This window comes from Streptomyces macrolidinus (assembly GCF_023887685.1).
GTDB lineage: Bacteria > Actinomycetota > Actinomycetes > Streptomycetales > Streptomycetaceae > Streptomyces > Streptomyces macrolidinus.
In genome coordinates, this window is the sequence record NZ_JAMWMR010000021.1 from 1 (window position 1) to 25264 (window position 25264).

Here is a 25264-nt window from a genome sequence, read left to right on the forward strand (position 1 = left end):
ATCACTGAAGCTGCTCACCTCCCCCAGACGCAGCACACCGGCCGCATTGACCAGGTAATCGATCGGGCCAAGGCGCCGCTCCACCTCACCGACCAGCGCCTCCACCGCCGCACTGTCCGACACATCCGCCGCGAACCCCACCACCGGAAGGTCGTCGACGCCGAGTTTGGCCACCACCTCCTCGAGCTGGGCCGCGTCGCGGTCGACCGCCGCCACCTCGATTCCCCGCTCCCCCAGGGCACGGGCCACGGCGGCGCCGATGCCACCGGCCGCGCCCGTCACCAGGGCCAACCTCTTCTCCAGCCGGTTCTCCAGTCGGTTCTCCATGTCGTGCCTCTCCTTCACATGCCACATGTCGTGTCGTACGGACAGGGACGTGCGCTGTGCTCCGGGGGTCACTGGTGCCAGGCGGACACCACCGAGACGGCCTGGCTGACGTTGAGCCGGGGGTCGCAGAAGCTCTGGTAGGAGTCGCCGACCAGGTCGGCCATACGTGCGTCGGGGACGCACTCCATGACCGAGTCGGGTGTGGTCTCCAGATGCAGGCCACCAGCCACACCACCGTGCTGGACCACCGCGTGGTGGAACGCGGCGACCTCGCGTTCGGCGGACTCCACGTATCGGGTCTTGAACCCACCAGGCGTCGTCACGGTGTTGGCGTGCAGCGGGTCAGTGAGCCAGACGGCGGGGTGACCGGCGTCGCGAACCGCTTCCACCAGCGGGGGCAAGGCGTCGGCCACCTTGTCGGCGCCCATGCGTGCGATGAGGGTGAGCCGCCCCGGTTCCCGCCGCGGGTCCAGTCGGTGGCACAACTCCAGCAGGTCCTCGGCGGTGGTACTGGGGCCCACCTTGCAGGCCACCGGGTTGACCACACCGGCCAGCAGCGCGACATGCGCGCCGTCGGGCTGCCGGGTACGCTCCCCGATCCACGGCCAGTGGGTCGAGGACAGCAGCAGCCCTTCCTCCGCCTGCCGCAGCAGCGGGACCTCGTAGTCGAGCAACAACGCCTCGTGGCTGGTCCATACCGCCGGGTCGATGTGCCCGTCCGGCGAGGTCCGGTGCCAGCCGAGGTGACGCATGATGTCGTCGGCCGCCATGTAACCGGTGACCAGGCGTAGTGGGTCGGGGCGGCGGCTGTCCGGGGAGGGGTGAGGGTCGTTGACCATGTGGCCCCGGTAGACGGGCAGTTCACGGCCGTCGATCTGCTCGGTGGGGCGAGAGCGCGGCTTGCCGAACTGCCCGGCGATCCGGCCCACCCGGATCACCGGCTTCCCGGTGATGAGCCGGAGTGATCCGGCCAGCAGGTCCAGTACGGCGGTCTTGCGGGCCACGTCCCCCGGGGTGCACTCTGCGGGGTCCTCCGCGCAGTCCCCGGCCTGCACCACCAGGGCCTCTCCGGCCGCCACCTGCGCCAGTTGACGCCGCAGCAGGCACACGTCCTCGGCGCGCACCAGCGCGGGCCGAGCCGAGAGGTCCGAGCGGATGCGCCGTAACTGGGCCTGGTCTTCCCAGTCCGGCTGCTGGGCGGCTGTCGTGGGGTCGATGTCGATGTCGAGTAGCAGGTTCTCCATGGATGTCTCCAGACGAAGAAGCGACGACGAGGCGGCGTGGGCCGCTGTGTGTGGGCAGATGGAGTGGTGACGGGTGCAGAGACGGTGCAGTGGGTAGTGACAGGTGTAGTCGCAGGTTCGGTGACAAGTGGAATCAGGGTCGCGAGCCGGGTACGCGGTCGTGCGCCCTTGGCAGCGGTGTCACGGGCGCGGCACCCAGCCCACCTCGTCAATAGCGGTGGAGCTGGGCGAACTTGGGGATGAGGACGACCTCGGCAGTGGCAAAGCCACCCAGAGTGAGATGCCGTGGCTCAAGCGATCTCAGTCGGTCAGGGCATCAATGAAGGCGTCGGACAGCATCGGTTCGGTGCTGCTGTCGCCGAAGGCCCCGACAAGCCTGGGCAGTTGGCGGGTTCCGGACCAGAGCGGCGAGGTCACCTCGGGCGGGGCGCCCACGGGCGCGGGGAACACCGGGTGCGTGAACTGCCGGGCCGGGGGAGGAGACGTCACTGAAACGCGCGGCCGGGCGGACACCGCGTTGAGGCGTCCAAGGGCGCGGGCACGCGCGTAGACGTAGGAGTGAGCGTGGCACAGCGCAACGGCGTGCGACGGAGGCGTGCGGGACGCCTCGGAGGGCGGTGACGGCCACGGCGACGGTGCGTGAACCGGTCACCAGCCCGCCGGAGGTACGCGCCACGACTCGGGAACCGGACGCGCCGCGGAGGCGGGGCGCGGCCGTTGTGACGGCGGGCGCGCCGCGCCTGTCCGCCTGCGGCTGGCTGGTCATGCGAACTCCTCGCACACGTGGACGGTCTGGTCCGCCGATCGTGTGCCTGGAGTTCCGTGGTCACCAAAACAAGCCAAAGCAATCCGTCAGCTTGGTGGCCGGATCGGCACCATAGCTGACGCAATGGCCCGTACTGTGGCTGACAGTCGCCTGTCTGGGCCTTACACTTCGCCGCTTCGGCGCTCAGGAGGCCCTGGCGACCTCCCCCACCGACCCGGCCGCGCCGGAGAGCATCGCGATGGCGTGTGCGGCCGAGGCGAGGGTGACATGACGGTGCCAACCGCTGTAGGAGCGGCCGGAGAAGTCCCTGATGCCGACCCGTTCGGCGATCCGAGTGAAGTCCCGGTCGACGCGGTGGACGAGCCGGGTCAGACGTAGCAAGTGCGCGGGGTGCAGGTCGGCGATGTCCGTGAGCCACAGCTCGGCCGGCCAGCGCCCGCCGTTCTCGCCGACGCCGAGCAGCAGCAGCTCGCGGGACCGAGTGGGGCGCCGTACGGCGTGCTGGGGCAGGCGCACCTGGACGGTGGCGGTCAGCCCGGTGTACACGGCGTCGGCGGTCGAGCCGGGGTAGCGCAGGATGACCGGCTGGCACAACGGGCGGGCCACCAGCATCAGTTGATGTGCCGTCATCTCCGTTCCGCCGCCGGTGTACGGCATGCTCAGGTCCACGGCGGACAGCCGCAGGTCGGGGGCGACGCGGAGCAGCATCGGGGCGCCCGCGGTCCGCAGCCTGCGTACGGTGTCGGCGACATCGGCCTCACGGGCGTCCATGACCACCGGGCGCACCGGAAGGCCCCAGTCCCGAACGATGTCGAGGTAGGCCGCTACGCCTGCCTGGTCGAGGGTCTCGGGCAGCAGGGTCTCGGGAATCGCGGCCTGCCGACGGCGGGTCTCGTCCTCCAGCCAGGTCTCGGGCAGGTGCAGGCGCCAGTTGACGGGGGTGCTGTGCTCGTCGGATGCCGCCCAAACACCCATTGCCTGCTGGGCGTTCATGGTCTGGCCGCGGCTCCGGAAGAAGTGGCGGTCCACGCCTACGGAGTTGTCGCCCGCCTTGGGGATCACCATCGGCCGCAGTACGTAGGCGCGAGCCGGGGAGAGCTTCTCGAGGTGGCGGGCCAGGGCGCGACGGACCGGATCCCAGTCCCAGGTGGAGCCGCTGATGAAGTGGTGCAGGCTCTGCTCGGCCGCCTCGCCTCCGAACAGCGAGGAGATGTTACGAATGGACTTGCGTCCCTCGGCGCCGAGCAGTCCCTGGACGTACTCAAGGCCCTTGCGGCGCTGGTCGCTGCGCGGCAGAGAGGTGAAGAGCACCGAGGCCAGCTCCTCCAGAACGCCCTCCAGGATCCCCTCCTGGAACGGCTCCCGTGCCGCTTTCGGTACGGGGCAGGGCACCTCGTGATCGCGTATACGCGTGTGCGCCTTGGTCTGCATCCCGTTCACCTCACTTGCTCGGCCGGGCGACGACTCCACGCCGTCCGGTGGTGTCAGCAGCTTCCGCGCGGTCGACCAAGGACCGACCAAGGCATGGCAAACACACAGGTCAGGGGGTGCGGTGGGGGCGGTTCGTCCTTCGGCCGGGCGTGGTGCGGGAGGGGCACGACGGGCACGCCAAGTCAGGCACCGGCAATGGCGAGGGCAAGAGCAAGAGCAAGAGCAAGAGCAAGAGCAACGGCAACGACGCTGCAGGGAACGGGACTTTGGCCACGCGCAGCATGGGGAACCGTCAGGACGAGCAGCGCGTCCAGTGGGTAAGGGTTCCGCGGTCATGCACACCGAAGCACACGACCGCGGAACCCTCTCCTAACCCGCCGCGGTCAGGACGCTCGCCGTGGATCGGCGCACCCGGTGGGTGGTTTCCTTCGTGGGCGCGGCGTGGAGTTCGGCGTCGTCGGGTGAGGGGAAGACCAGACGGATCAGTTCCGGGATGCGGTAATCAGGGGTGGCGGTGCTTGCTGTATGACTATGGCTCGCCGTCACCACGACGTGGTGGTCGAGCAGTTGGCCCAGCACGGACTGTACGGACCACATGTCCCCGCCCAGCAGTTGCCGGGCCTTGGCGATGTCGAAGGTGTCGGGGCCGGCCGAGGCCAGGGCGGACAGTGAGCGGTGCAGGGATTGGGGCAGCCGGGCGACCGCGCCGGACGCTCGTGCGAGGACGTCGCAGGCCTCGTCGTGCAACTCCGCTGCCAGGTGGCCGTCGTTGGTCAGTCCGCGGGCCAGGTCCGGCAGTGTCCACATCGGGCGTGCCGCGAACTTCTCGCCCACCGTGCGCAGGGTCAGGGGGAAGTTGCCCATCAGCCCGGTCACCCGCGTCAGCAGATCGCGGTCGGCCGCGAGGCGTTCCTGACCGGCCAGCCGGGTGAAGAACTCGGCGGCGTCGGCGGGTGAGAGCGGGTCGAGCGACAGGGTGCGGGCGCCGGGCAGGCCGGGCAGGCGGACGCGGGAGGTCACCAGGGCGATGCTGTGGCCGTCGGCGGGCAGCAGCGGCAGCACCTGGTCGGTGCTCGCGGCGTCGTCCAGCATGACCAGCAGCGAGCGGCCGGAGCTGGCGGCGCGGAACATTCCGGAGAGTTCGTCGGTGTCCTCGGGCAGCCGTCCCGTGTCCAGGCCGAGGCCCCGCAGCAGGGTGCCCAGGGCCGCCGCGGCCCGGCGGGGGTGGTCCTGGGCGTCGTGCAGGCGGGTGTACAGCGTTCCGTCCGGGAAGTGTGCGGCGAGTTGGTGCGCGGTGTGCACGGCGAGCGCGGTCTTGCCCACACCGGCGGGGCCCAGGACCACCAGCACGCGGGGTCCGGGTGCGCTGGTCCGCCGCGGGTTGTCGTCCGGCTCCGTGCCGGTCGGCGCCATGAGCGCGGCAAGCCGTGCGGTCTCGGCGACGCGGCCGGTGAAGTCGGGGATGTCCAACGGGAGTTGGCGTGGGGCGACGGTGGTCGCGGGCACTGCGCCGAGCGGGTGCTCCGGGGGCACCGGGGCTGTGTGGACCATCGTCTCGTCCGGCGGGAGCTGTGGCAACGCCTCGTTGAGCACGTCCTGTTGGAGCTTCTGCAGCCGCTCGGAGGGTTCGATGCCCAGGTCGTCGACGAGTCGGCGGCGCAGCCGGGTGAACGCCTCCAGGGCCGTGGCCCGTTGCCCGGAGCGATGGGCGGCGAGCATCAGGTGTGCGGCGAACTCCTCGTTGAGCGGATGGTCGGCGGTGAGCTGGAGCAACTCCCCCACCACGTCGCGGTGTCGGCCCAGTTGCAGGTCCGCCGTGATCCGCAACTCAAGGGCGTTGAGCCGGGCTTCGGCGATCTGCGCGATCTGCGCCGCGAGCATCGGCCCGGCCTCGAGACCGGCGAACGGCTCGCCCCGCCACAGCGCGAGCGCGTCGCGCAGCAGCGAGGCCGCGGTGGGCGGGTCGCCCTCGCTCAGGGCGGTGCGCGCGCGGACGACCGCGTGCTCGAACTCCCACAGGTCCAACTCCCCCGGCCGCAGGTCGATCCGGTAGCCGCCGGGTGCGGTGTGCACCCGCTCGTGGGGGTCGGCGGGGCATCTGAGCGCCTTGCGTATCTGGTAGACGTACGTCTGCACCGTCTTGCGGGCCAGGCGCGGCGGGTCGGCCTCCCACAGTTCCTCGATGAGCGTCGATGTGGACGCCAGGCGGTTGGCGTTGAGCAGCAGCAGCGCCAGGGCGCGCCGCGCCATGGGGGCGGTGGGGGTGCGGTCCTCTCCCTGAGCGTGGACCTCGAGCGGTCCGAGCACCCCGATCCGCAGCGCGCCGACCGGTGCCGTTGCGTTCATGGCGGTGTGTTCCTTCCTGTCCCGCTCGTCGCGTGGTGGGCTGTGGTGGCCGCCAGGGGCGGGTGCGAGAGCTGCGGAGTCGAGCGTACGAGTCGTCGTCGCCGCGGCGAGCCTGCCGAGGTCGGTGCCGGTCATGAACTACCCCCGTTCCCTGCGGTATTCGCTGGGTGTGGTGCCGTATCGGTCGCGGAAGAGCCGACTGAAGTGGGAGGCCCCGTACAGTCCCGAGCGCTCCCCGATGAGTGCGACGGGCAGGTGGTCGAGGGACGGGTCGGCGAGTTCGGCGCGGCAGCGGGCCAGCCGTTCGTCGCGGATCCACCGGGCCGGGCTGCTGCCGTACTCCTGGAAGACCTTCTGGAGATAGCGCAGCGAGACGTTGTGCTCGCGGGCGATGGTCACCGGGCTGAGTCCGGGTTCCGGGAGCCGCTGGCGGACGTAGGCCTGGATCTGGAGCATCAGCGCCTGCCGGGCGATCTGTGAGTCCTCGGCCACTTCGCGCATGCGCTCGGCGAACAGGGCCGCGGTGAGCCCGGCGACGCTGCCGCCGAGCAGGTCCACCGCGGTCTCGACCTCGGTGCCGTGCCGGCCGATCCCCTCCAGCAGGGAGGACAGCAGGGCGGCCAGGCCCTCGGTGCCCGCCCAGGGTCTCGCCGTCATGCGGTCGGCCTCGGTGGCGGTCAGGCCGACCAGCCGGTGGGGCACCGTGACATCCACCAGCCGGAAGTCCTCGGGCATGATCACCCGGTACGGGCGGGTGCTGTCGTAGCAGATGAGTTGCGGGGCGCGTACGGTGCCGTGGCGGCCGTCCTGGAAGGCCCAGACCTCGCCGGTCAACGGCCGCAGCAGGCGCAGACAGCCCGCCGCACGCGCGTCGATCAGTCGTGCCGGGCGGACCAGTTCACCGGGGCCGCCCCTGACCAGGGTCACCCGGACCCCGCCGAACTGATGGATCGTGGTGATTCCGTGGAGCGGCTCGTCGTGTTCCCTGACGGTCTGCACTCCCCCGCGGCCGGAAGGTGCGGGCGTGTCCACGAGCAGCATTCCGGCGAGCTTGCGTTGATCGAGGCGTGGCACTGCGGTGACCTCCGTTCATGCGTGGGGACGAAGCGACCGTCGAGCGGGCTCTCCCTCACCTCACACCATGAAAACATACCCGCGTGCCGGTATGAGTCTTGTATCGGAAACTTCGATCGGACGGACGACGAACGCGGACGCGGACGCAGGCACGAGCACGGACGCTGACGGCGACCGGCGCGGCGCCGGTCGCCGTCAGCGTCCGGTGCAGCGCCGGGAGGTCCTCGGTGGACGTCCGGGCGACGGTCCGATCCATCTGCCACACAGGGCAGACCCGTTGACGGGCCGGAACGTCCTGCGGCACGGGGACGGTGGCGCCGTCCACGCGCGAGAGCCGGTGGCCGTCCCGGCGCACAGCCAGGTGGTCCAACCGCCGGTGACCGACCGGGGAACTCGCCTCATGGCTCACACCCTCCCGCGGTCACGCCCCAAGGCGCCGTCATGGGCGCGCTCCTCGGACGAGCCCACGCTCCGTACGTCTCATGCGACATGGGTCAGCGATCGGGGCTCGGCCTCGGACCGGCCGCGCCCGAGGAGGGCGGCGGCGTGGGCGGCGGAGGCGAGCGTGATGTGCCGGTGCCAGCCCGCGAAGGTGTGCCCCTCGAAGTCGTACAGACCCACCCGCCGCCCCGTACGGGTCACATCGCGCGCCACGCGGGCGGGCGTGGCCGCCAGCCGGACCAGCGCCGCCACCGGGGTGTCGACGAGGTCCGTGAGCCAGTAGGCGGCTTCCTGGCGGGAGCGGGGGTCCTTCTGCACCAGCAGGACCTGGCGCTGCCGCGGGCCGGGAGGCGCGTCGGCCGCCCGGCAGGCCAGCCGGGCCACCTCCCGCACGCCCGTCGGGCCGGGGGCGGGTACGCGGCTCCATCGGCCTGCGGGCCGACCGGCCGCCAACTGCCGGGCCGCTGCCAGGGTTCCGACGGGTCGGCCGTCGTGGGCGAGCGGGGCCAGCAGTTGGGAGGCGCTGATGCGCAACAGATAGGGGATGCCCGCCGCGGCGAGCCGCCCGGCGACCCGGCCGGCCCCGGCCTGCCGGGCGTCCAGCAGGACCGGAGGCTGCGCCGGGCCGGTGGCGCGTGCGGCGGTGAGGATCAGGGCGAGCCCGGCCTCCGCCTCGTCCACGACGACGGCGTCCTCGGGGATGCCCGCCTGGCGGCGCAGTCGAGGGTCGTCGAGCCAGCGGGTGGTGAGCCGCAGATGCCAGTCGACGGGGTATCCGCCCCGCGTCGTGGCGGCCCAAAGTCCCACCGCACGCTGAGCGTTGAGGGGCCGTCCGGTGCGCGGGTCGGCGAAGTAGTCGGTCCCGACCCCGGTACGGCCGGTGCGCGGGGTGGTCGCGGTGTGCACCACCCAGGCCGCGGGAGGCGCGAGTCCGAGCATGTGCTCGGCCAGGGCGTCGCGCAGCGGGCGCCACGCCCAAGTCGACTCACCCACCAGGTGGTTCAGTCGTTGTACGTCGGCCGGTATCCCGGTCCGCGCGGCGACGGTGCGCATGCTCGTACGGCCGGTCGCCGCGAGCAGGCCCCGGATGTACGACTCGCCGCCGCGCCGCTGATCCCGCCTCGGCAGCGGTGCGAGGACGCGCTGGACGAGTGCGTCGACCGCTTCGCTGTCCGCCCCGGCCGGTCCGCCTCCGCCTCCGCTTACGGAGACGCCGACCGGGACGGGGGCGGTGGGGCGCGCTTCCGGAGCCACGGTCGTCGTAGCGGTGACCGTGGCAGTGGTGTTCACGACGCCACCCGAAGGTACGCCGCGTGCAGCAGCTCGGCGGCGGGGTTCTCCAGGAGTCCCGGGTGGCCGGGCGCGTCCAGCACGACGAAGCTCAGCCGTCGGGCGCGGGTGTCACCGTCCGTGGTCAGTGAGGCGTTCAGCCGCTCCCAGGCGTGTCGCGGATGGGTGGTCGGCAGTGCGAGCGCCCGCAGTACGTCGCGGTGGCGTGCCACGTGGTGGTCGGCCAACCGCCCTGCCTGGTGGGCGAGTTCGGCTGCGTACACCATGCCGATGGACACGGCGTGGCTGTGCCGGATCCGGTAGCCCTGGGTGTGTTCGAGGGCGTGGCCCAGGGTGTGGCCGTAGTCGAGGAACCCGCGCGTCCCGTGATCGTCCGATGTGGCGATGAGGGTGGCTCTGAGGTGAATCGACCGCTCGACGAGGTGTGCGGTCAGGTCGCTGTCCGGGTCGGTGGCCGCCGCCGGGTCGGCCTCGATCAGGTCCAGGAGGGCGGGGTCGGCGAGCAGCGCGGTCTTGACGACTTCGGCCAGGCCGCCGACGTGGTCGGCGCGCGGCACCGTACGCAGCAGGTCGAGGTCGCACACGACGCCGGCCGGTGCGTGGTGGGCGGCGACGAGGTTCTTGCCCTGGGGGATGTTGAGGGCGCCGCGGCCACCGTCGGCGGCGCCGACCATGCCGAGCAGGGTGGAGGGTGCCAGGACGAGGCGGATGCCGCCCTGCCAGGTGGCCGCGAGGAGGCTCGCGAGGTCGGCGGTGGCGCCGCCGCCGAGGGCGACGACGGCGTCGGAGCGGGTGAGGCCCGCCTGGGCCAGACAGGTCCACAGATAGACGAGGACTCCGGCGTCCTTGGCGTGCTCGCCGACGGGCACCGGCAGCGGTACCACGTGACGGCCGTGTCGTTCGAGTTCACCGGTGACGTGGCGGGCGGCTGCCGCCAGGGCGGGCGGGTGGACCAGCGCCACCTTCACCGCGTGCTCACCCAGCAGCCGGTCGACGTGAGCGGCGAGGCCGTGGCCGACGATCACGGGATACGGCGCGGTGCCGGTCTCCTGCGGGGCTGCGGGTGCGGTCACCGGGCGGGTGGTGGAGGACGAAGGGGTCATGGAACACCTCATTTGACGGCCAGATGGGTCAGATAGCTGCGGTGGTTGCGGGTGGTCTCGGTGACGCTGTCCCCGCCGAACTTCTCCAGCGCCGCGTCCGCGACGACCAGCGCGGTGACGGCCTGGGCGACGACGGCCGCGGCCGGTACCGCGCACACGTCGGAGCGCTGGTGGTGGGCGACGGTGCTCTCGCCGCTGGCCACGTCCACGGTGGCCAGCGCGCGGGGCACGGTGGCGATCGGCTTCATCGCCGCGCGCACCCGGAGCACCTCGCCCGTCGAGATGCCGCCCTCCACTCCGCCGGAGCGGCCGGTGGCGCGGCGCAGCCCGTCCGCGCCGGGCAGGATCTCGTCGTGCGCCAGGGAGCCGGGTACGTCGGCCAGGGCGAAGCCGTCGCCGAACTCGACGCCCTTGATGGCCTGGACGCCCATGAGCGCACCGGCCAGGCGGGCGTCCAGGCGGCGGTCCCAGTGCACATGGGAGCCGAGGCCCGGCGGCAGCCCGTGCACCAGGACCTCCACGACTCCGCCGAGGGTGTCCCCGGCGCGGTGCGCGCGGTCGATCTCGGCGACCATGGCGGCCGATGCCCCGGGATCGAAGCAGCGCACCGGGTCGGCGTCGAGCCGTGCGGTGTCGTCGGGTCCGGGCAGTTCGGTGCCGGGAGAGCGCTGTCCGCCCAGGGCGACGACATGGCTGACGAGCCTGATCCCGTAGGCCTGGTGGAGGAAGGACGCGGCGAGATGGCCGAGGGCGACCCGGGCGGCGGTCTCCCGCGCGCTGGCCCGCTCCAGTACCGGCCGGGCGTCGTCGAATCCGTACTTCTGCATCCCGGCCAGGTCGGCGTGGCCGGGGCGGGGGCGGGTCAGGGGCGCGTTGCGGGCCTGCCCGGCCAGGACCTCGGCGGGTACGGGGTCACCGGCCATCACGGTCTGCCACTTGGGCCATTCGGTGTTGGCGATACGGACGGCGACCGGGCTGCCGAGGGTGCGGCCGTGGCGCACTCCCCCGGCGAAGGTGACCTCGTCGCGTTCGAACTTCATCCGGGCGCCCCGGCCGTGACCCAGGCGGCGGCGGGCGAGGGCGTCGGCGATGTCGCCGGTGGACGTGTGCACACCGGCGGGCAGGCCTTCGAGCACGGCGGTCAGGGCCGGTCCGTGCGACTCGCCGGCGGTGAGCCATCGCAGGGTGGACAATGCGCCTCCTTGTCGAGGTGGGGTGAGGGGCCGGGGCGAGGCGTGCGGGCCGGCTACTCCTGGAGCAGGTCGGGCTGTTCGGCGACGATCTCGTCCCACAGCAACTGGAAGCTGAAATGGCCCAGTTGCTCGTCGCCGAAGCCTTCGCGGGCGGCGAGCGCCTGCCTGTGACTGAGGGTCTGCGGGGTACCGGCGGCCTGGGCCAGCAACTGGACCTGGGCGCAACTGTCGTAGGTGAAGAACCAGTGCACCGCCTCGTCCAGAGAGCCTCCTACGGTGATCAGTCCGTGGTGGCGGAGCAGAACGGCCCGGTTGTCGCCGAGGTGGTGTGCGATGTCGCGGCCCTGGGCGAGGGAGACGGAGGGGCCCTCGTAGTCGCCGTAGAGCACCTGACGGCCGTAGAAGGCGGCGGACTCCTGGTCGATGGGGTCCAGCAGGCGGCCGAGGGCGCCGAGGGCGCGGGAGTGCGGGGTGTGTCCGTGGGCCGCGGCGACGGCGCGCGGGTGCAGTGCGTGGATCTGGGAGTGGATGACGAAAGCGCTGGGGTTGACGGGGTGGTGGCCGCTGACCACCCGGCCGGTGCTGTCCACGCAGATCAGGTCGGCGACCCGGACCTGCTTGAAGGAGACGCCGAAGGGGTTGGTCCAGAAGCGGTCGTCGTGTTCGGGGTCGCGCACGGAGATGTGACCGGAGATCCCTTCGCCGAAGCCGTACTTGCCGAACAGTCGCACGGCCGCGGCCAGTCGCTGCTTGCGGTGGCGACGGGACTCCTCGTGCGTGGCGAAGTGCGGTTCGGCGGGGAGGGGCAATCCGGTCGCGGTGTCGGCCAGATGGGGCGGGCGGGGCTCGGTGAGGGGGTCCGATATCGCGTTGGGCTCGGTGAGGGGGGCCGATATCGCGTTGGGCTCGGTGGGGCTGCCGGGTGTCGCGTGGGGCTCGATGACGGTGCCGGGTGTCGCGCTGGGTTCGGTGATGGTCGTGGTCATCGGGGTGACGTCTCCTTCCTGGTGCTGTGCCGTGCCGTGTCCTGCCTCGGCGGTCAGGTCCGGTCAGGCCGGGGTCAGTGCGGTCTCGTCGTGGGGTGCGGGCGCGGTGGCGTGGTGGTCGCGGATCGCGGTGACGATGTCCTGGCTCCGGTCGACCAGCGAGGGGATGCCGAAGGTGAAGAACAGGGCACCGGCGGCGATGTTGCCCAGCCCGTACAGGCGCGGGTCGGGTCGTCCGTCGTGGGTGAGACGGCTGGTGGCACGGGCCAACTGCAGCCCGCCGTACGGGTGGTGGTCGGCGACCCGCGCGCGGACCAGCGAGGTCACCAGAGGCCGCGCGCCGGTCGGGATGCGTCCCTCGGAGGCGTTGACGGCGTTGATCACCTTCGTGGCGCGGAACGTGGTTCCGTCGGCGGTGAGGACGTCGAAGCCGCCCTGCTCGGCGGGCACGATGTCGAGCAGCCCCGAGCGCATCGTCAACTGCCCTGCCTCGACGAGGTCGAGCAGCACCGTGGCGCTGCTGGGCGGCATCGGGCAGCACAGGCTCATGACGACGCGGTAATGGGCGCGCAGGACATGGAGCTTGTCCCGTTCACGCAGGACGGGCCACAGGTCGGGGCCGGTCTCGGGTACGGCGCGCTGGAGGATGCGCAGCCCCGGATGCGGGGAGTTCACCTCGCCGAGCTGGCGGCGCAGTCGGTCCACCGGGTCCTCCACGTCGGCCCGGTCGATCTCACGGGCCACGGCGCCGAGTTCGGCTCCCGCGTCGCGGAACTCGGCCCGCAGCAGCGCGGCGACGTCTTCGAGGCTCAACTCCCGCCGTACGGAGGCCTCGTGGCGTACCTGCTCGGGTGTCAGATGCCGCAGGTGGAAGTGAACGGGCCGTTGCCGTACGCCCGGTAGCACGCCGCGTCGCGAGAGCAGGCTGATGGGGCCGCGGTGGCCGCGGGCGGCGAGGGAGAGCACGATGTCGACGGCGGTCAGTCCGCTGCCGATCACCGCCACATGGTCGTCGGCGCCGACGCGGCGCAGGGAGCGGGCGAGCGGGTAGGGGTCGCCTACGAAGCCGGGGGCGCCGGACAGCCCGTAGACGTCCCGTGGGGCGTCGCCGCCGACGCACAGCACCGCGTAGTCGTGTGCGCGCACCGGTCCGTGGCCGGTGCCGAGCCGTACCCGGTGGGGCTCTCTGACGGCCTCGGTGACGGCCTCCGGGACGATGTCGACCCGCCAGCCGTCGCGTCGCAGCCCGGCCACGGCGGTGTTCGCGGCCTCCGCCAGGTATGCGCCGTAGAGCGGGCGCGGCGCGAAGCGGGCACCCGAGATGCGGTCGAGGCCCTGGACGGTGCCGGTGGCGCGGTCGTGGTCGGCCAGCCAGCGCGCGAAGTGGCCGAGGTCGCCCGCCCGTACGGTCATGTCGTCGGGGGTCGCGTTCACGCGCACGGTGTCGTCGTCCGCCTGGTAGGCCCTGCCGCGCCACAGGCTCCGGGAGGGTTCGAAGACGGTGAGGCTGCCCGGTTCGATCTCGCTGCGGGCCAGTGCGTCGATCAGGCAGACGGCAGCCGCGCCGCCGCCTACGACGCCGATCGAGATTCCTGGGGGCATGTGTCAGTCACCAATCGATGGACGGACGGCTCGAGAATTGTCGACCGCGCGGCCGGGCGCACGGGACGTGCGAACGCGCGGCGGAGGGAACGGAATCGTTCGATGCGAGTGACTGTAGGAAGTGATCCGCCGACTCACTTGCCTTGCCGCGCACTGACTTTGACGGAATCACGCGCACCGGTTTCTTTCCCGGACGACTCCGCGCCCACATGGCCGGTCCCGCGTTGCTTCAGGGCAGCAAGAAGGCGGCCGGCTCTGGGAGACCGGCCGCCGAGAGGCAGGGATGAGGAGCTGGAGCGCGGGACTTCGGCGCGCTCCGCGAGTTCAAGGGCCCAACAGGGCGTCAGAGCAAGGCCTGTCGGGTCATGCGACGGCCGCACCGGCCGTGGCGGGCAGGGCCCTGCTGTACGGCGCGGACCTCGCGCCGGGCGGTCTCGGCGATCTCGATGATGCGTTCCGCGTGCGGCAGCAGCGCCAACCCCGCTTCGGTCAGGGAGAGTTGACGGCGACTGCGGTCGAACAGCTCGGTGCCGACGGATTCTTCAAGGTTCTTGATCTGGGCCGTGACGGTCGACTGGGCGTAGTGCAGGTTCTTCGCGGCCCGCGTGACGCTCAGTTCCGCCGCCACCTCGCGGAATGCGCGTAACTGCTGAAACTGCATGACACGGCTCCCCTCTCCGGTCACGTACTTCCTGTACTCCCTGGACCAGAGAACATACCAGCCTGCCTGTATTCTTTCGAGCCTTCGCGCTTCCGGACCCTCAAACTTCCGGGCCCTCGAACTCCCGAGCCTCGAAAGGGACATACGCCGAGTCCGCCGCCGGAACCCCCGACCCCGCGGCGGACTCGCACACTAGGCGGACCGCTCCTCCTGCTTGTCCCGCTCGACCCTGGCCATGAGCTGCTTGCCGCGGTCGGCGGAGATGTCGAGCTTCGCCAGCGTCTCGGGGGTCGCGATCGACCGGGCGAGGGAGCGGTAGAGGACGGCGATCCGCTCCTCCAGATCACTGCGGTCGCTCATCACCTCCGAGAGCAACTGCACGCCGCTGAACGCGCCGACGATCATCTGCGCGGCGTCGGCCACGTCCACGTCCGGCAGCAACTCCCCCCGACGCTCGGCCTCGGTGAGGATCTGGACGTGCACGTCGAACCACGCCTGATAAGGAACGCGGCGGTCGATCTCGTGCACCTGGTCCACCGCGAGCCGGATACTGCCCTGCAACATCCGGTCGAAGGTGAGCCGGTGGGACACCAACAACCCGACGTCGAGGGCGTCCTGGAGCTTGACCGGATGGTCGGCCGGTGGCATCTCCAGATAGCCGATCTGACCGCTCACCTGCTCGTCCAGTACGGCCTGAGCGAGCGCCACCTTCGAGGGGAAGTGGAAGTAGAAGGCTCCCTTCGTGACCCCGCACCTGCTGTAGACGTCGAAGATCGTGGCCCCCGCATAGCCGTGCTCGGCGAAGACCTCTCCGGCCGCTTCCAAGATCGCTTTCCTGGTCCTGAGCGCACGCTCTTGTCGTGCCACGCGGCCCCCTCTCTGTGCCCGGCCGTCCTGGGGACGGCGACCTTGCCTGACGCCGGTTCATCTCTCCCATTGAAAAACAAACCCGCATGCCTGTACCTTACCGAGCGCGGAGCCAATCAGCCATACTCCGCGCCTCGTGCACCTCGTCACAGTCATGCACCTTCACCCAGAAAGAAGCGGCAATGACCTTGAGTGCTACGGCTACGGCAGTCCGGAAAGCCCACCGCGGAACGCACCACACCGCGCTCCCCGACGTCACGACGGGGAGTACGCCGGCCGATCCGGCTCTGCCCGTCGACAGGACGCTGGTACACCGGGCCCATCCGCGCGATGTCCTGCCCACTCGTCTGACGCAGCACAGCGACACGCGCTTCAGCGTCTCCGCGCGCTGGCCGCGCGAACACGCCCTCTACCTCACACCGGACGGCCGCTACACCGCCTCGCTCGTCCTGGAGACGATCCGTCAGACCACGCTCCTCGTCTCGCACGCCGGACTCGGAGTGCCCCAGGGGCATCAGTTCGTGATGTGGGAGCTGTGCCACCGGCTCGAGCCCGACTGGCTCCCGGCCCGCTCCGCCGAGCCCACGTCGCTGACCCTGGAGGTGGAGGTCACCGAGGTCAGACGACGGGCGAGCGTGCCGGCGAGCGCCACGATGGAGATGGTCCTGATGTCGGAGGACCGCACCGTCGGCAGCGGCTCCATCCGGTTCAACGTCACGTCGCCCGCCGCCTATACGCGCATACGCGGGCAGTTGCCGACCACCTCTTCCCTTGCCTCGCACGCCGTACTGCCCACCCCGGTGGACCCGAAGACCGTGCACCGCGGCCGAACCTGCGATGTGGTTCTCACCCCCGAAGGCGCCCCGGACACTTGGCAGTTGCGCACCGATCTGTCCAATGAACTCTTCTTCGACCGGCCCAACGATCATGTGCCGGCGATGGTTCTCGTCGAGGCCGCCCAGCAGGCCGCCCATCTGAGCACGGCGACCGGGCGGTTCAGCCCGCAGGCCTCCGAGATGAACTTCGGCCGTTACGTCGAACTCGGCACGCCCTGCCGTATCGAGGCCCACCCCGGCATCGCCGACGACGGCACGGCCCGCGTCGAGGTGACGGGTCATCAGGACGGGCAGCTCGCGTTCACCATCCGCTTCGAGCAGCCCGTCGCCCGCTAGGGCCTGTCTGGAGTTGCCCTAGGGCACACGGCCCCCAGGGCCCGCGGCGCACGCCGCGCGTATCACCCGGGAGGACGCCCGGCGCAGCCGCTCCTCTCTCTCCCCCACGCGAGCCGTCTACCGACAGCCGGTGTGAACGCACCCCACGCCTCCGGTGCCTCACCACCGCGCGACGCCTCGCGTTCACCCGCCCGACCGTCCGTCGTGCGACGCTCATCGGGACGTTCCTTCGTGATCCGAGGTCTGCGGCACAGCCCGCCGTCCGTGTCCGCCGCTCTTCCCGGCAGGACCCGCCCGGTGTGTGAACGGCGTTCTCCGCTTCCGCCGTCGCTTCCCGCAGGCCGTCGGCCGAATCCCGTCGTGCCGCGGCACGGTACGGCACCGAACGGGCACATACACCGTCCCTCATGGCAGACCCCGGAGAGGAGGAGGACGTACGGCCGGCCTCGCGGTCCACGCGAGGAGACACGCGCCCCGGCCCGTGTCCACCGCCTCCCGGCCGAACGCCCGTCACTGTCATGCGCCGTGCCCTCCCCTCGCGTCCGCCCTTCCAGGGCTCAACCTTCTTGCCTGCAGGACTACTTGGCCGGTCGGTGAGTACGTCACGGTCAACGCACCGTCCAGCCGCCGTCCACCGGCATGGTGGCCCCGACCACGAACGAGGCCCGGTCGCTGCACAGCCAGGCCGCCGCCTCGGCGACCTCCTCGGGGTCCGCGATATGCGGCAGCGGAGCCGCGTTCAGCAGCAACTCCCGGGCGCCGGGCTCCTCTTGGAGCCAGGTGTCGATCATCTCGCTGTGCGTGGAACCGGGCGCGATCGCGTTGATACGGATGCCCTGTGCCGCGTACTCCACGGCCGCGGCCTTGGTCAGCCCGAGGACGGCGTGCTTGGAGGCGACGTAGGGGGCGGCGACCGGGGTGGCCACCAGCCCGGCGGTGCTGCTGGTGTTCACGATCGCGCCGCCGTGCGCGAGCATCACGCGGATCTGATGGCGCATGCAGTTCCACACTCCGCGCACGTTCGTGTCCATGATCGTGTCGTACAGCTCGTCCGGCATGACATGCAACGGAGTGCGCGTCGCTCCGACGCCCGCGTTGTTGAAGGCGACATCCAGCCCGCCGAATCGGCTGAGCGTCCGCTCCACGGCTGCCGCCACCTCGCCGCTGCGCGCGACATCGGCGGTCACGTAGTCGACGTCGTGTCCCCGGCCCCGCAACTCCGCGGCCAGACAGGCCAGTCGGTCCTCACGCCGGGACACCAGCATGACCGCGGCACCTTCGCGACAGAACACCCGTGCGGCGGCGGCCCCGATGCCACTGCTCGCACCTGTGACAAAGGCAGATTTGCCTGCAAGAAGGCCCTGTTGCGTCATGATCTCACGCTATCGGAGGAGGGCCTTCCACTATCGCTTCGGCAAACACTTGGCCTGATCCACTTCCTCCCCGTCCGACCCCGGCACCACCGGTGCCCTTCGACGGCCTGCCGTCCGCCGCGTCGACTCGACGCGCGCGGCCGAATTCCGGCGCTCCACGCGCCTCGTACGGCCTGAACCGTCCACACCCGCACGCGGCTGAAAGGGACGAGAACATGGCAGGACAACGCATTCTGATCACGGGCGGCACCGGATTCATCGGTGCCCGGGTGGCTGCCCTCCTCGCCTCCATGCACCCGCATCCCAGCGCGCCGCAGATCCGCCTGCTGGTCCACCGCACCCCGCCGCGACTGCCCGGCACCGGTCAAGTGGAGGTGCGCCGCGGCACGCTGTGCGACCTCGCCTCCCTGCGCGGCCTGTGCGACGGGGTCGACACCGTGGTGCATCTGGCCTCGCAGATCGGGGGCAGTACGGAGCAGTGCCGCGCGGTCAACGACACCGGGACGCGCGCGCTGCTCGCGGAGACGGAGCGGGCCGGGGTCTCCCGGATCATCAAGCTGGGAACCACGGCCGTCTACCAGGACGGCCGTCATCTGGGCACCCCCGAGGGCCAGTTGGCCGTCGGCCCGGTCTCGCCGACGAGCGTCAGCCGGCTCGCAGGCGAGGAACAGGTGCTGGCGGCGGGCGGTCTGGTGCTGCGTCCCCATCTGGTCTACGGGGCCGGTGACCAGTGGGTGGTGCCCTCGATGGTGCGGTTCATGCGGGTCCTGCCGCACTGGGTGGACGGCGGCAGGGCGCTGATGTCGGTCATCGGCGCCGACGACCTGGCCTGGGTGATCGCCCGCCTGGCGTTGACGCGACTGCTGCCGCGCGGTGAGGTGTTGCACGCCGGGCGCCCCAAACCGGTCAGCGGACACGACCTGTTCGCGGCGGCGGCCCGTGCCGTGGGCCTGCCGCTGCCCTCCGGCGAGATATCGCAGGAGCAGGCGCGCTCCTGGCCCGGTGCGTGCGAGGATCCGCACTGGCAGCGGCGGCTGTCTCTGCTCACGGTCGACCACTGGTACGACACCTCCCGGCTGTGGGGGTTGATGGGACAGGCTCCCGGCCGGAGCTTCGCCGAGGACTTCGCCTTGAGCGGGTCCTGGTACCGCTCCTGTCTCGCAGGGCGGCGGCATGACGCACCGGTCGCCGCTGCGGTCCGGTGACCCGTTCCTCGACACGACGCTCCACTCAGGGCCTCTCGTACCCGTCCCGCCGGACCCGGGCCTCCGGCCGGCCGGGGCGGGGGCCCGGTACGAGGCCGAGGCTGTACGCGTTGCGCGGGGCGCCGCCCAGGAGATGGGCTCCGGCGGACTGCACGACCTGGTCCTGAGCCATGACGTGCTGGCACATGACGTTGAGATCGCGCAGTTGACGGTCGAGAACCGACGGCCGGTAGACGGCGGCCGTGGCCACGAGGTCGAACAGCGTGGCCACCACCGAGCGGGCCGTACGGAAGGCGTTGACCCGGGCCAGCACGGTGGCCACCCGCTGGTCGGGGCTCAGCTCATGCCCCGCCTCCAGGCTGTCCCACTGCTCGCGCAGACTGCCGTAGACGGCGTAGCGGGCGGCGGCCAGGTCCATCTCCGCCTGGGCGATGACGGTCTGCACCCGGTAGTCCTCGGTCCACGGTGTGCCGGTGGCGCGGTCGATGCGCGTCGTGGCCAGGTGCCGCACATGGTCCAGGGCGGCGCGCGCCACGCCCAGCGGCACGCCCGGCATGTTCCGCAGGACCGCGTCAGGGGCGGCTGCGGCTCCGGTGACCCGTGGGGCGGCGAAGCTGAAGGTGAACTCCTCGGGCACGTACAGGTTCTGCGTCCGGTAGTCGCGGCTGCCCGAACCGGCCAACCCCGTGGCGTACCAGGTGTCCTGGAGTTCGAAGTCGGTCACGGGCGCGATGACGACCCGCCAGTTGCCCGGTGTGCCGGGCGGGCCCGGTTCGGGTGCGCCGTCGCGGGTGACCAGGACGCCGCCGACGACCCAGGTGCAGTGGGTGATGCCGCTGCCGAAGTGCCACTGCCCGGAGACCCGGTAGCCACCGGGCACCCGCTCGGCGCGCCCCATCGGCATGATGGCTCCGGCGGTGACGGCGTCGGGGTCGGCGAGCAGTCGTCGGGCGGTGTCCTCGGCGAGGTAGCCGGCGTAGATCGCGGTGTCCATGCCGATCATGGCGCACCAGGCGGCGGAGGCGTCACCGGCGGCGAGGGCCTCGATGGCCTCCGTCTGCTGCACGGCGTCGAGTTCGGGCCCGCCGAACTCCTTGGGCACGGCCATACGGAACACGCCGGTGCCGCGCAGCAGTTCCACCACGTCGGCGGGCAACTGCCGGTGCTCCTCGATGTCTTCGGCGCGCTCGCGCAGGCGTGGGGCGACGGCGCGGGCTCGCGCGAGGATCTCCTCGGCGGTCAGGTCGGGTACGTCAACCGCCGTGTCAGTCAGCCCTGTCGGGCGCGGCGCGCTCATGCGTAGCGCCCCGGAGCGATGACCTGCTGCGGGTCGAGGAGGTCCTTCAGGCGCTGGGCGAGGGCCCGTTCGCCGGTTCCGGCGGTCAGTCGGCCCGCCCATCCGGTGTGCTCGACGTCGAGGCGGTAGGGGATGAACCCCTCGGCCGTGAAGAGGGTGTAGAGCCGGTTCAGGGCCCGGTGGGCGTTCGCGGTGGCGTGTTCGTCCTCGCGGGCGAACCGCATCGTGACGACGCAGTCGACGACGTCCGCGTTCAGCGCGTTGAGCGTGGCCCCGCAGCGGATTCCGGTCTCGGCGAGGACCTGTTCGAGCAGTTCGCCGACCCGGGCGAGCGCGGGCCCGGTGAAGGGCACGAGGGGAAGGAAGAGGAGGATGCCGCCTTCCTTGTCCAGCGTCCCGGCCGAGTGGCCGGTCTTGGTCTCGAACAGGGTGTCCGTGGGGTCCGGGTCACCCGCGTAGGCGCGCTCCACCTGTACGGCGATGTCGTGGTGGGGGGTGTCCGGGTCGGTCGCGTCGCTGTCGGACACCTCGGTGAACAGGCCCGAGCGTGTGGCCTCGGCGGTGACGACGCCGGTCAGTGCCTGGACCGCCTCAGGGGTTCCGTCGACGCACACATGGACCAGACACCGGCCGGGCGGGCTGCCGTAGGCGCGGGCGGCGGCCTCGTTGTAGATCTTCACGACGCCGCTGGTCAGTCCCTGGGCGACCCAGCGGCGTACCGCGGCGGTCGCCGCCTCCGTGCGGTCGGGTGTGAAGTTCAGCCGGACCACGCGCAGTGCCTCCGGCCGGGGCAGCAGCCGGACCGTCGCGGCCGTCACCACGCCGAGGTCGGACTGGACGAAGAGCTGCACCAGCGACGGGCCGAGTCCATGGGCGTAGACGGGGGTGGGGCGGTCGGGCTCGGGCCACCAGCCCACCCGTACCGACTCGCCGTCCGGCAGGACCACTTCGAGGCCCATCAGATCCTCCACCCGCTGGTGACGCAGTCCCACACCGCGGTCCAGGGCGTTGCCCACGACGCTGGTGTGGGCGGAGGACGCGGTGAGGTTCACCATCCGCTCGGTGCCTTCGAGGAGCGTGGCGAGACGCGCCTGGGTGACGCCCGGTTCGAGGACGGCCCAGCCCTGGGCGACGTCGATGTCCCGGATGCGGTCGAGGCCGGACAGGTCGAGGACGACCGCGCCGTCGCGGGCGGGTTCGCGGGAGCCGAGGCCCCAGTTGGCGCCGGTGCCGTAGGCGTGCAAGGAGGCGGCGATGCCGCTGTCGGCGAACAGTTCGACGATGCCGCGTACGTCGTCGGCGGTGCGGGGGCGGACGACGGCGCGCACCGCGCGCGAGCGGTAGCGGCCGGTGTTGGGGCCGAGCGGGGTGATCGGGACGTGGGTCGTCTCCTCGACCGGCAGGCTCACCCGGTCACCGCCCACCATCTGCCCGATACGTGCCAGCACGGTCCAGAAGTCGATGCCGACGCCGGTCTGGCGCTGGGGGGTGCCGGTTGCGGGGAAGAGGGTCATGGGACAGACCTCCGGCGTTCCTTGGGCCCGGTGCACGGGGCGGGGCGGGTGAAGGACACCGCCATGTTAGAAAACCGGGCTGCCGGTATGTTGTCATGAACGCGCACGTCCCTTGTCGGGTTCGCGCATCCGCGAGTCGTCCGGGCGCAGGTACGTTCGCGAGCGTGCGCGCATTTTGCATGCGACCGCGGACCACGCCCCTACGCTGCGATGAGCCGCGTGGCGGTGCGCAGGACCTCGGGCGAGGCAGTGACGATGGGGGATCGCGTGAGTGGGGATGTTCGCTTCGCCGTCTTGGGCTCCTTGGAGGTCACGGTCGGCGACATCTGGCTGAAGCTGGGCGGGCCCGTGCCCACCCGGGTCCTCACCACGCTGCTGCTGGAGCCGGGCCGCATGGTCCCGGTCTCCCGGCTCGTGGAGGCGGTCTGGGACGACAGCCCGCCGCGCACGGCCGAGCACCAGGTACGCAAGGCCATCGCCGATCTGCGCCAGCGCATCCCCGACGGCGGTGCCCTGCTCGTCACCGAGGGGCCGGGATACCGCCTGGCCGTGGACCCCGAGAACCTGGACCTCAGTCGGTTCTCGCTACGTCTGCGCCAGGCGCGCGAGGCGCAGGAGAGCGGTCGTACGGCCGAGGCGGCGGACCTGCTGCGGGCCGCGCTCGCGCTGTGGCGCGGCCCGGTCCTGGGCGGCAGCGGCGGTTCGGTGATCGCCGCCGCCTCCGCCGTGTTGGAGGAGCGACGATTGGCGGCGGTGGAGCAACTGGTCGAACTCCGGCTGGCACTCGGGGAGTCGGGCGAGTTGCTCGGCGATCTGCGGCAGCTCATCGCGGAGCACCCGCTGTGGGAGACCCTGCGCGGCCATCTGATGGTCGCGCTGTACCGGTCGGGGCGGCAGGCCGAGGCCCTGGAGGAGTTCCGCACGGTGCGGGACCTCCTGGTCGAGGAGCTGGGCATCGATCCCAGCCCCCGACTGACCAGCTTGTACGAGGGGATTCTGCGTGACAGCCCCGAACTGGCCGCGGTGGCACCGGCCGTACGGGAGCAGAGGGAGGCCGCCCCTGCCGAGCAGCCGCCGGCGACGGCTCCGCAGAGCGTGACCGCGCCGTGCACGCTGCCGCACGATCTGACCGACTTCGCGGGCCGGGACCGGGAGTTGCGCCGCCTGCTGGAGCTGGCCGAGCCGCCCGAGGGCGATGCCGTACGGATCGTGGCGATCGACGGCATGGGCGGCAGCGGCAAGACCGCCCTGGCCGTCCGTGCCGCCCACCGCCTCGCCGACCGCTACCCGGACGGGCAGCTCTACGCCGATCTGCGCGGCTTCACCCCCGGCGAGCGGCCCCGCAGGCCGGCCGCGGTCCTCGGCGCGCTGCTGCGCACCCTGGGCGTACCGAGCGAGCGGATCCCCGACGACGCCGACGGGCGGGTCGAGTTGTGGCGCGCCACGCTGGCCGGGCGCCGACTGCTGCTCGTCCTGGACAACGCCCTGGACGCCGCGCAGGTCCGGCCGCTGATCCCGGCGTCGGCGGGCTGCCTGGTCCTGGTGGCGAGTCGGAACCGTCTGGCGGGTCTTGACGGCGCCGACTGGCTGTCGCTCGGGACGATGTCGCCGTCGGACAGCCTTGAACTGATCCGCGCGGCCCTCGGTGCGGAGCGCGCGGCGGCCGAGCCTCGGGCCGTGGCGGAGTTGAGCGCGCTGTGCGGTCGGCTGCCGCTCGCCCTGCGCGTGGCCACCGCCCGGCTGTGCAGCAGGCCGCGCTGGACCGTGCGGTACCTGGTCGAGCGACTGGACGACGAGGCCCGGCGGCTGGACGAGTTGACGTCCGGGGACCACAGTGTGGAGGCGACGCTGCGTCTGTCGTACCAGGCGCTGGACGACGAACAGCGGGCCGCCTTCCGGCTGTTGGGCCTGCATCCCGGTGCGGAGACCGACGCCCTCGCGGCGGCGGCGCTGCTCGGTGTCCGGCCGCGCGAGGCCGAGGACCTGCTGGAGCACCTGCTGGACATGCATCTGGTCGAGCAGTACGAGATCGGCCGGTACGCGTTCCACGACCTGGTGCGCAGCTTCGCCCGGCGGTTGCTCGGGCAGCAACGGCGGGAGGAGCGGGCGGCGTTCGGGCGGCTGCTCGACTACTGCCTGGCGGTGACGGAGAGCGCCTGCCGCACGCTGTATCCGGGGCGGGCCCGGATCGGTGAACGCTCCAGCACCGCGACGGCGTTCCAGTTGCCCCGGCTCAAGGACGCGGTCCGGGCGGAGGAGTTCTTCGACCGGGAGCACGTCATGCTGCTCGCCGCCGTCGAGCGCGCGGAGCGGGAGGGCTTCCACCACCATGCCGTCCATCTCGCCCGCAACCTCGTCTTCCATCTGAACTCCCGCAGTTACCTGGCGGAGTACCTCCACGCCGCGGGTGTCGCGGTCGCCGCGGCCCGCAGACTGGACGAGCCGCGCACGCTGTGTCTGAGTCTGACGAACCTGTCGGCCGTGCTGTGGAAGCTCGGCCGGTTCCGGGAGGGGATCGCCGCCGTGTCCGAGGCACTTGAGCTGACGCGGCGCCACGGCGAGCGGGGCCAGGAGTCGATCTGTCTCGACCAACTGGGGCTGCTGCACAGTTGCCTTGGCCATCTCGGCATGGCGGAGCGCTACTTGGAGCAGGCCGTCGCCCTGCACGAGGAGCTGCCCGACGGCCGCCAGCGGTCCTACGCGTGGTGCAATCTGAGCACCGTGTACGCCTGGTTCGGGCGGTACGAGGACGCGGCGGCGGCGGCCGAACGTGCCGCGCTGCTGTGCCAGGGCTCCGAGGCGCGCGGCGAGGAGATCATCGCCCTGACCGATCTGGCGACGGCCCGGCTCGGCATGGGGCAGCCCGCCGCGGCGCTCGTTCCCCTGGAGCGGGCACTGGAGTTGGGCGACGAGTCCCGTATGCCGGAGAACCTCGCCCTCACCCTGGCGCTCGCCGCCGAGGCGAGTGAGGGGGTCGGCGCGGTGGAGCGGGCGACGCAGTACGCGGCCGAGTCCCTGCGGATGATCCGCTCCAAGGGCACCGCGACGCGCAACGCCACCGTGGAGAACGTCCTCGGCCGCTTCCACCGCAGGCGCGGCGACTACCCGAGGGCGCTGGCCCTGCACACGAGCGCGCACGGCCACGCGGTCGCCGTCGACTACCGCATGGAGATCGCGCGCGCCCTGAACGAGATGGCCGAAGTACTGGAAGGCATGGGCGACTTCCGGCAGTCCGGGGTCCATCGGCAGCGGGCCTACGACCTCTTCAAGGAGATGGGGGTTCCGATGAACGCGTCGCTGATGGTCTGACGGGTTCCGCACGGGTCGGGCCCGGTCAGGGGACGTGGACGGCGGGGCCGGTCCCGTTGGCCA

19 protein-coding genes are annotated in these 25264 nt (G+C 71.7%); 3 read left to right on the top strand and 16 right to left on the bottom strand.

Annotation, left to right across the window (positions count from 1 at the left end; all coding sequences use genetic code 11):
* From NGF19_RS21540 to NGF19_RS21600, 13 genes are all read right to left on the bottom strand, one after another.
* Positions 1 to 303, bottom strand: a 303-nt coding sequence (locus NGF19_RS21540; protein ID WP_252426808.1) for an SDR family NAD(P)-dependent oxidoreductase, incomplete at its 3' end; no start/stop codon positions are given.
* Positions 304 to 395: 92 nt separating this feature from the next.
* Positions 396 to 1571, bottom strand: a complete 1176-nt coding sequence (locus NGF19_RS21545; RefSeq protein WP_252426710.1) for a 3-deoxy-7-phosphoheptulonate synthase — start codon at positions 1569 to 1571, stop codon at positions 396 to 398.
* Between the two features lie 300 nt (positions 1572 to 1871).
* Positions 1872 to 2060, bottom strand: a complete 189-nt coding sequence (locus NGF19_RS21550) for a hypothetical protein (RefSeq protein WP_252426711.1) — start codon at positions 2058 to 2060, stop codon at positions 1872 to 1874.
* Positions 2061 to 2520: 460 nt separating this feature from the next.
* Positions 2521 to 3768, bottom strand: a complete 1248-nt coding sequence (locus NGF19_RS21555; protein ID WP_252426712.1) for an IS701 family transposase — start codon at positions 3766 to 3768, stop codon at positions 2521 to 2523.
* A 369-nt stretch (positions 3769 to 4137) separates the two neighbouring features.
* The gene (locus tag NGF19_RS21560; RefSeq protein WP_252426713.1) at positions 4138 to 6249 is read right to left on the bottom strand and encodes an AfsR/SARP family transcriptional regulator; all 2112 of its coding nucleotides are present in this window, start codon (positions 6247 to 6249) and stop codon (positions 4138 to 4140) included.
* 3 nt (positions 6250 to 6252) lie between these two features.
* Positions 6253 to 7188: a helix-turn-helix domain-containing protein gene (locus NGF19_RS21565; protein ID WP_252426714.1), complete on the bottom strand. Its 936-nt coding sequence runs from the start codon at positions 7186 to 7188 to the stop codon at positions 6253 to 6255.
* Between the two features lie 480 nt (positions 7189 to 7668).
* On the bottom strand, positions 7669 to 8919 hold the full coding sequence (locus NGF19_RS21570) for an IS701 family transposase (RefSeq protein ID WP_252426715.1): 1251 nt from the start codon (positions 8917 to 8919) through the stop codon (positions 7669 to 7671).
* A complete protein-coding gene (locus NGF19_RS21575) occupies positions 8916 to 10022 on the bottom strand; it encodes a 3-dehydroquinate synthase family protein (RefSeq protein ID WP_252426716.1) in 1107 nt (368 codons plus the stop codon). The genes NGF19_RS21570 and NGF19_RS21575 overlap by 4 nt, the downstream gene beginning before the upstream one ends.
* An 8-nt stretch (positions 10023 to 10030) precedes the next feature.
* Positions 10031 to 11215 carry a chorismate synthase gene (gene aroC / locus NGF19_RS21580; RefSeq protein ID WP_252426717.1) on the bottom strand — a complete coding sequence of 395 codons (1185 nt, stop codon included), beginning with the start codon at positions 11213 to 11215 and terminating at the stop codon, positions 10031 to 10033.
* Between the two features lie 53 nt (positions 11216 to 11268).
* Positions 11269 to 12201 (bottom strand): class II aldolase/adducin family protein, encoded by a 933-nt coding sequence (locus tag NGF19_RS21585; RefSeq protein ID WP_252426718.1) that lies wholly within the window; start codon positions 12199 to 12201, stop codon positions 11269 to 11271.
* Positions 12202 to 12264: 63 nt separating this feature from the next.
* Positions 12265 to 13803 carry an FAD/NAD(P)-binding protein gene (locus NGF19_RS21590; protein ID WP_252426719.1) on the bottom strand — a complete coding sequence of 513 codons (1539 nt, stop codon included), beginning with the start codon at positions 13801 to 13803 and terminating at the stop codon, positions 12265 to 12267.
* Between the two features lie 343 nt (positions 13804 to 14146).
* Positions 14147 to 14488, bottom strand: coding sequence for a LysR family transcriptional regulator (locus NGF19_RS21595; RefSeq protein WP_252426720.1), 342 nt, complete (start codon positions 14486 to 14488; stop codon positions 14147 to 14149).
* Positions 14489 to 14656: 168 nt separating this feature from the next.
* Complete coding sequence (locus NGF19_RS21600) at positions 14657 to 15331, bottom strand: ScbR family autoregulator-binding transcription factor (protein WP_308288508.1); 675 nt, start codon at positions 15329 to 15331, stop codon at positions 14657 to 14659.
* 182 nt (positions 15332 to 15513) lie between these two features.
* Between NGF19_RS21600 and NGF19_RS21605 the strand changes: the two genes are divergently transcribed.
* Entirely contained in the window at positions 15514 to 16503 is a 990-nt protein-coding gene (locus NGF19_RS21605) for a ScbA/BarX family gamma-butyrolactone biosynthesis protein (protein ID WP_252426722.1), read from the top strand.
* Between the two features lie 608 nt (positions 16504 to 17111).
* On the opposite strand, the gene NGF19_RS21610 is transcribed toward NGF19_RS21605, so the two are convergent.
* A complete protein-coding gene (locus NGF19_RS21610) occupies positions 17112 to 17876 on the bottom strand; it encodes a glucose 1-dehydrogenase (protein ID WP_252426723.1) in 765 nt (254 codons plus the stop codon).
* A 215-nt stretch (positions 17877 to 18091) separates the two neighbouring features.
* On the opposite strand from NGF19_RS21610, the gene NGF19_RS21615 reads away from it, so the two are divergent.
* Positions 18092 to 19081 carry an NAD-dependent epimerase/dehydratase family protein gene (locus tag NGF19_RS21615; protein WP_252426724.1) on the top strand — a complete coding sequence of 330 codons (990 nt, stop codon included), beginning with the start codon at positions 18092 to 18094 and terminating at the stop codon, positions 19079 to 19081.
* A gap of 25 nt (positions 19082 to 19106) precedes the next feature.
* Here NGF19_RS21615 and NGF19_RS21620 read toward each other — a convergent pair whose 3' ends face one another.
* Positions 19107 to 20378, bottom strand: a complete 1272-nt coding sequence (locus tag NGF19_RS21620) for an acyl-CoA dehydrogenase family protein (RefSeq protein ID WP_252426725.1) — start codon at positions 20376 to 20378, stop codon at positions 19107 to 19109.
* On the bottom strand, positions 20375 to 21892 hold the full coding sequence (locus tag NGF19_RS21625) for an FAD-binding oxidoreductase (protein ID WP_252426726.1): 1518 nt from the start codon (positions 21890 to 21892) through the stop codon (positions 20375 to 20377). The genes NGF19_RS21620 and NGF19_RS21625 overlap by 4 nt, the downstream gene beginning before the upstream one ends.
* A 267-nt stretch (positions 21893 to 22159) precedes the next feature.
* On the opposite strand from NGF19_RS21625, the gene NGF19_RS21630 reads away from it, so the two are divergent.
* Entirely contained in the window at positions 22160 to 25201 is a 3042-nt protein-coding gene (locus NGF19_RS21630; RefSeq protein WP_252426727.1) for an AfsR/SARP family transcriptional regulator, read from the top strand.
* Positions 25202 to 25264 lie beyond the last annotated feature (63 nt).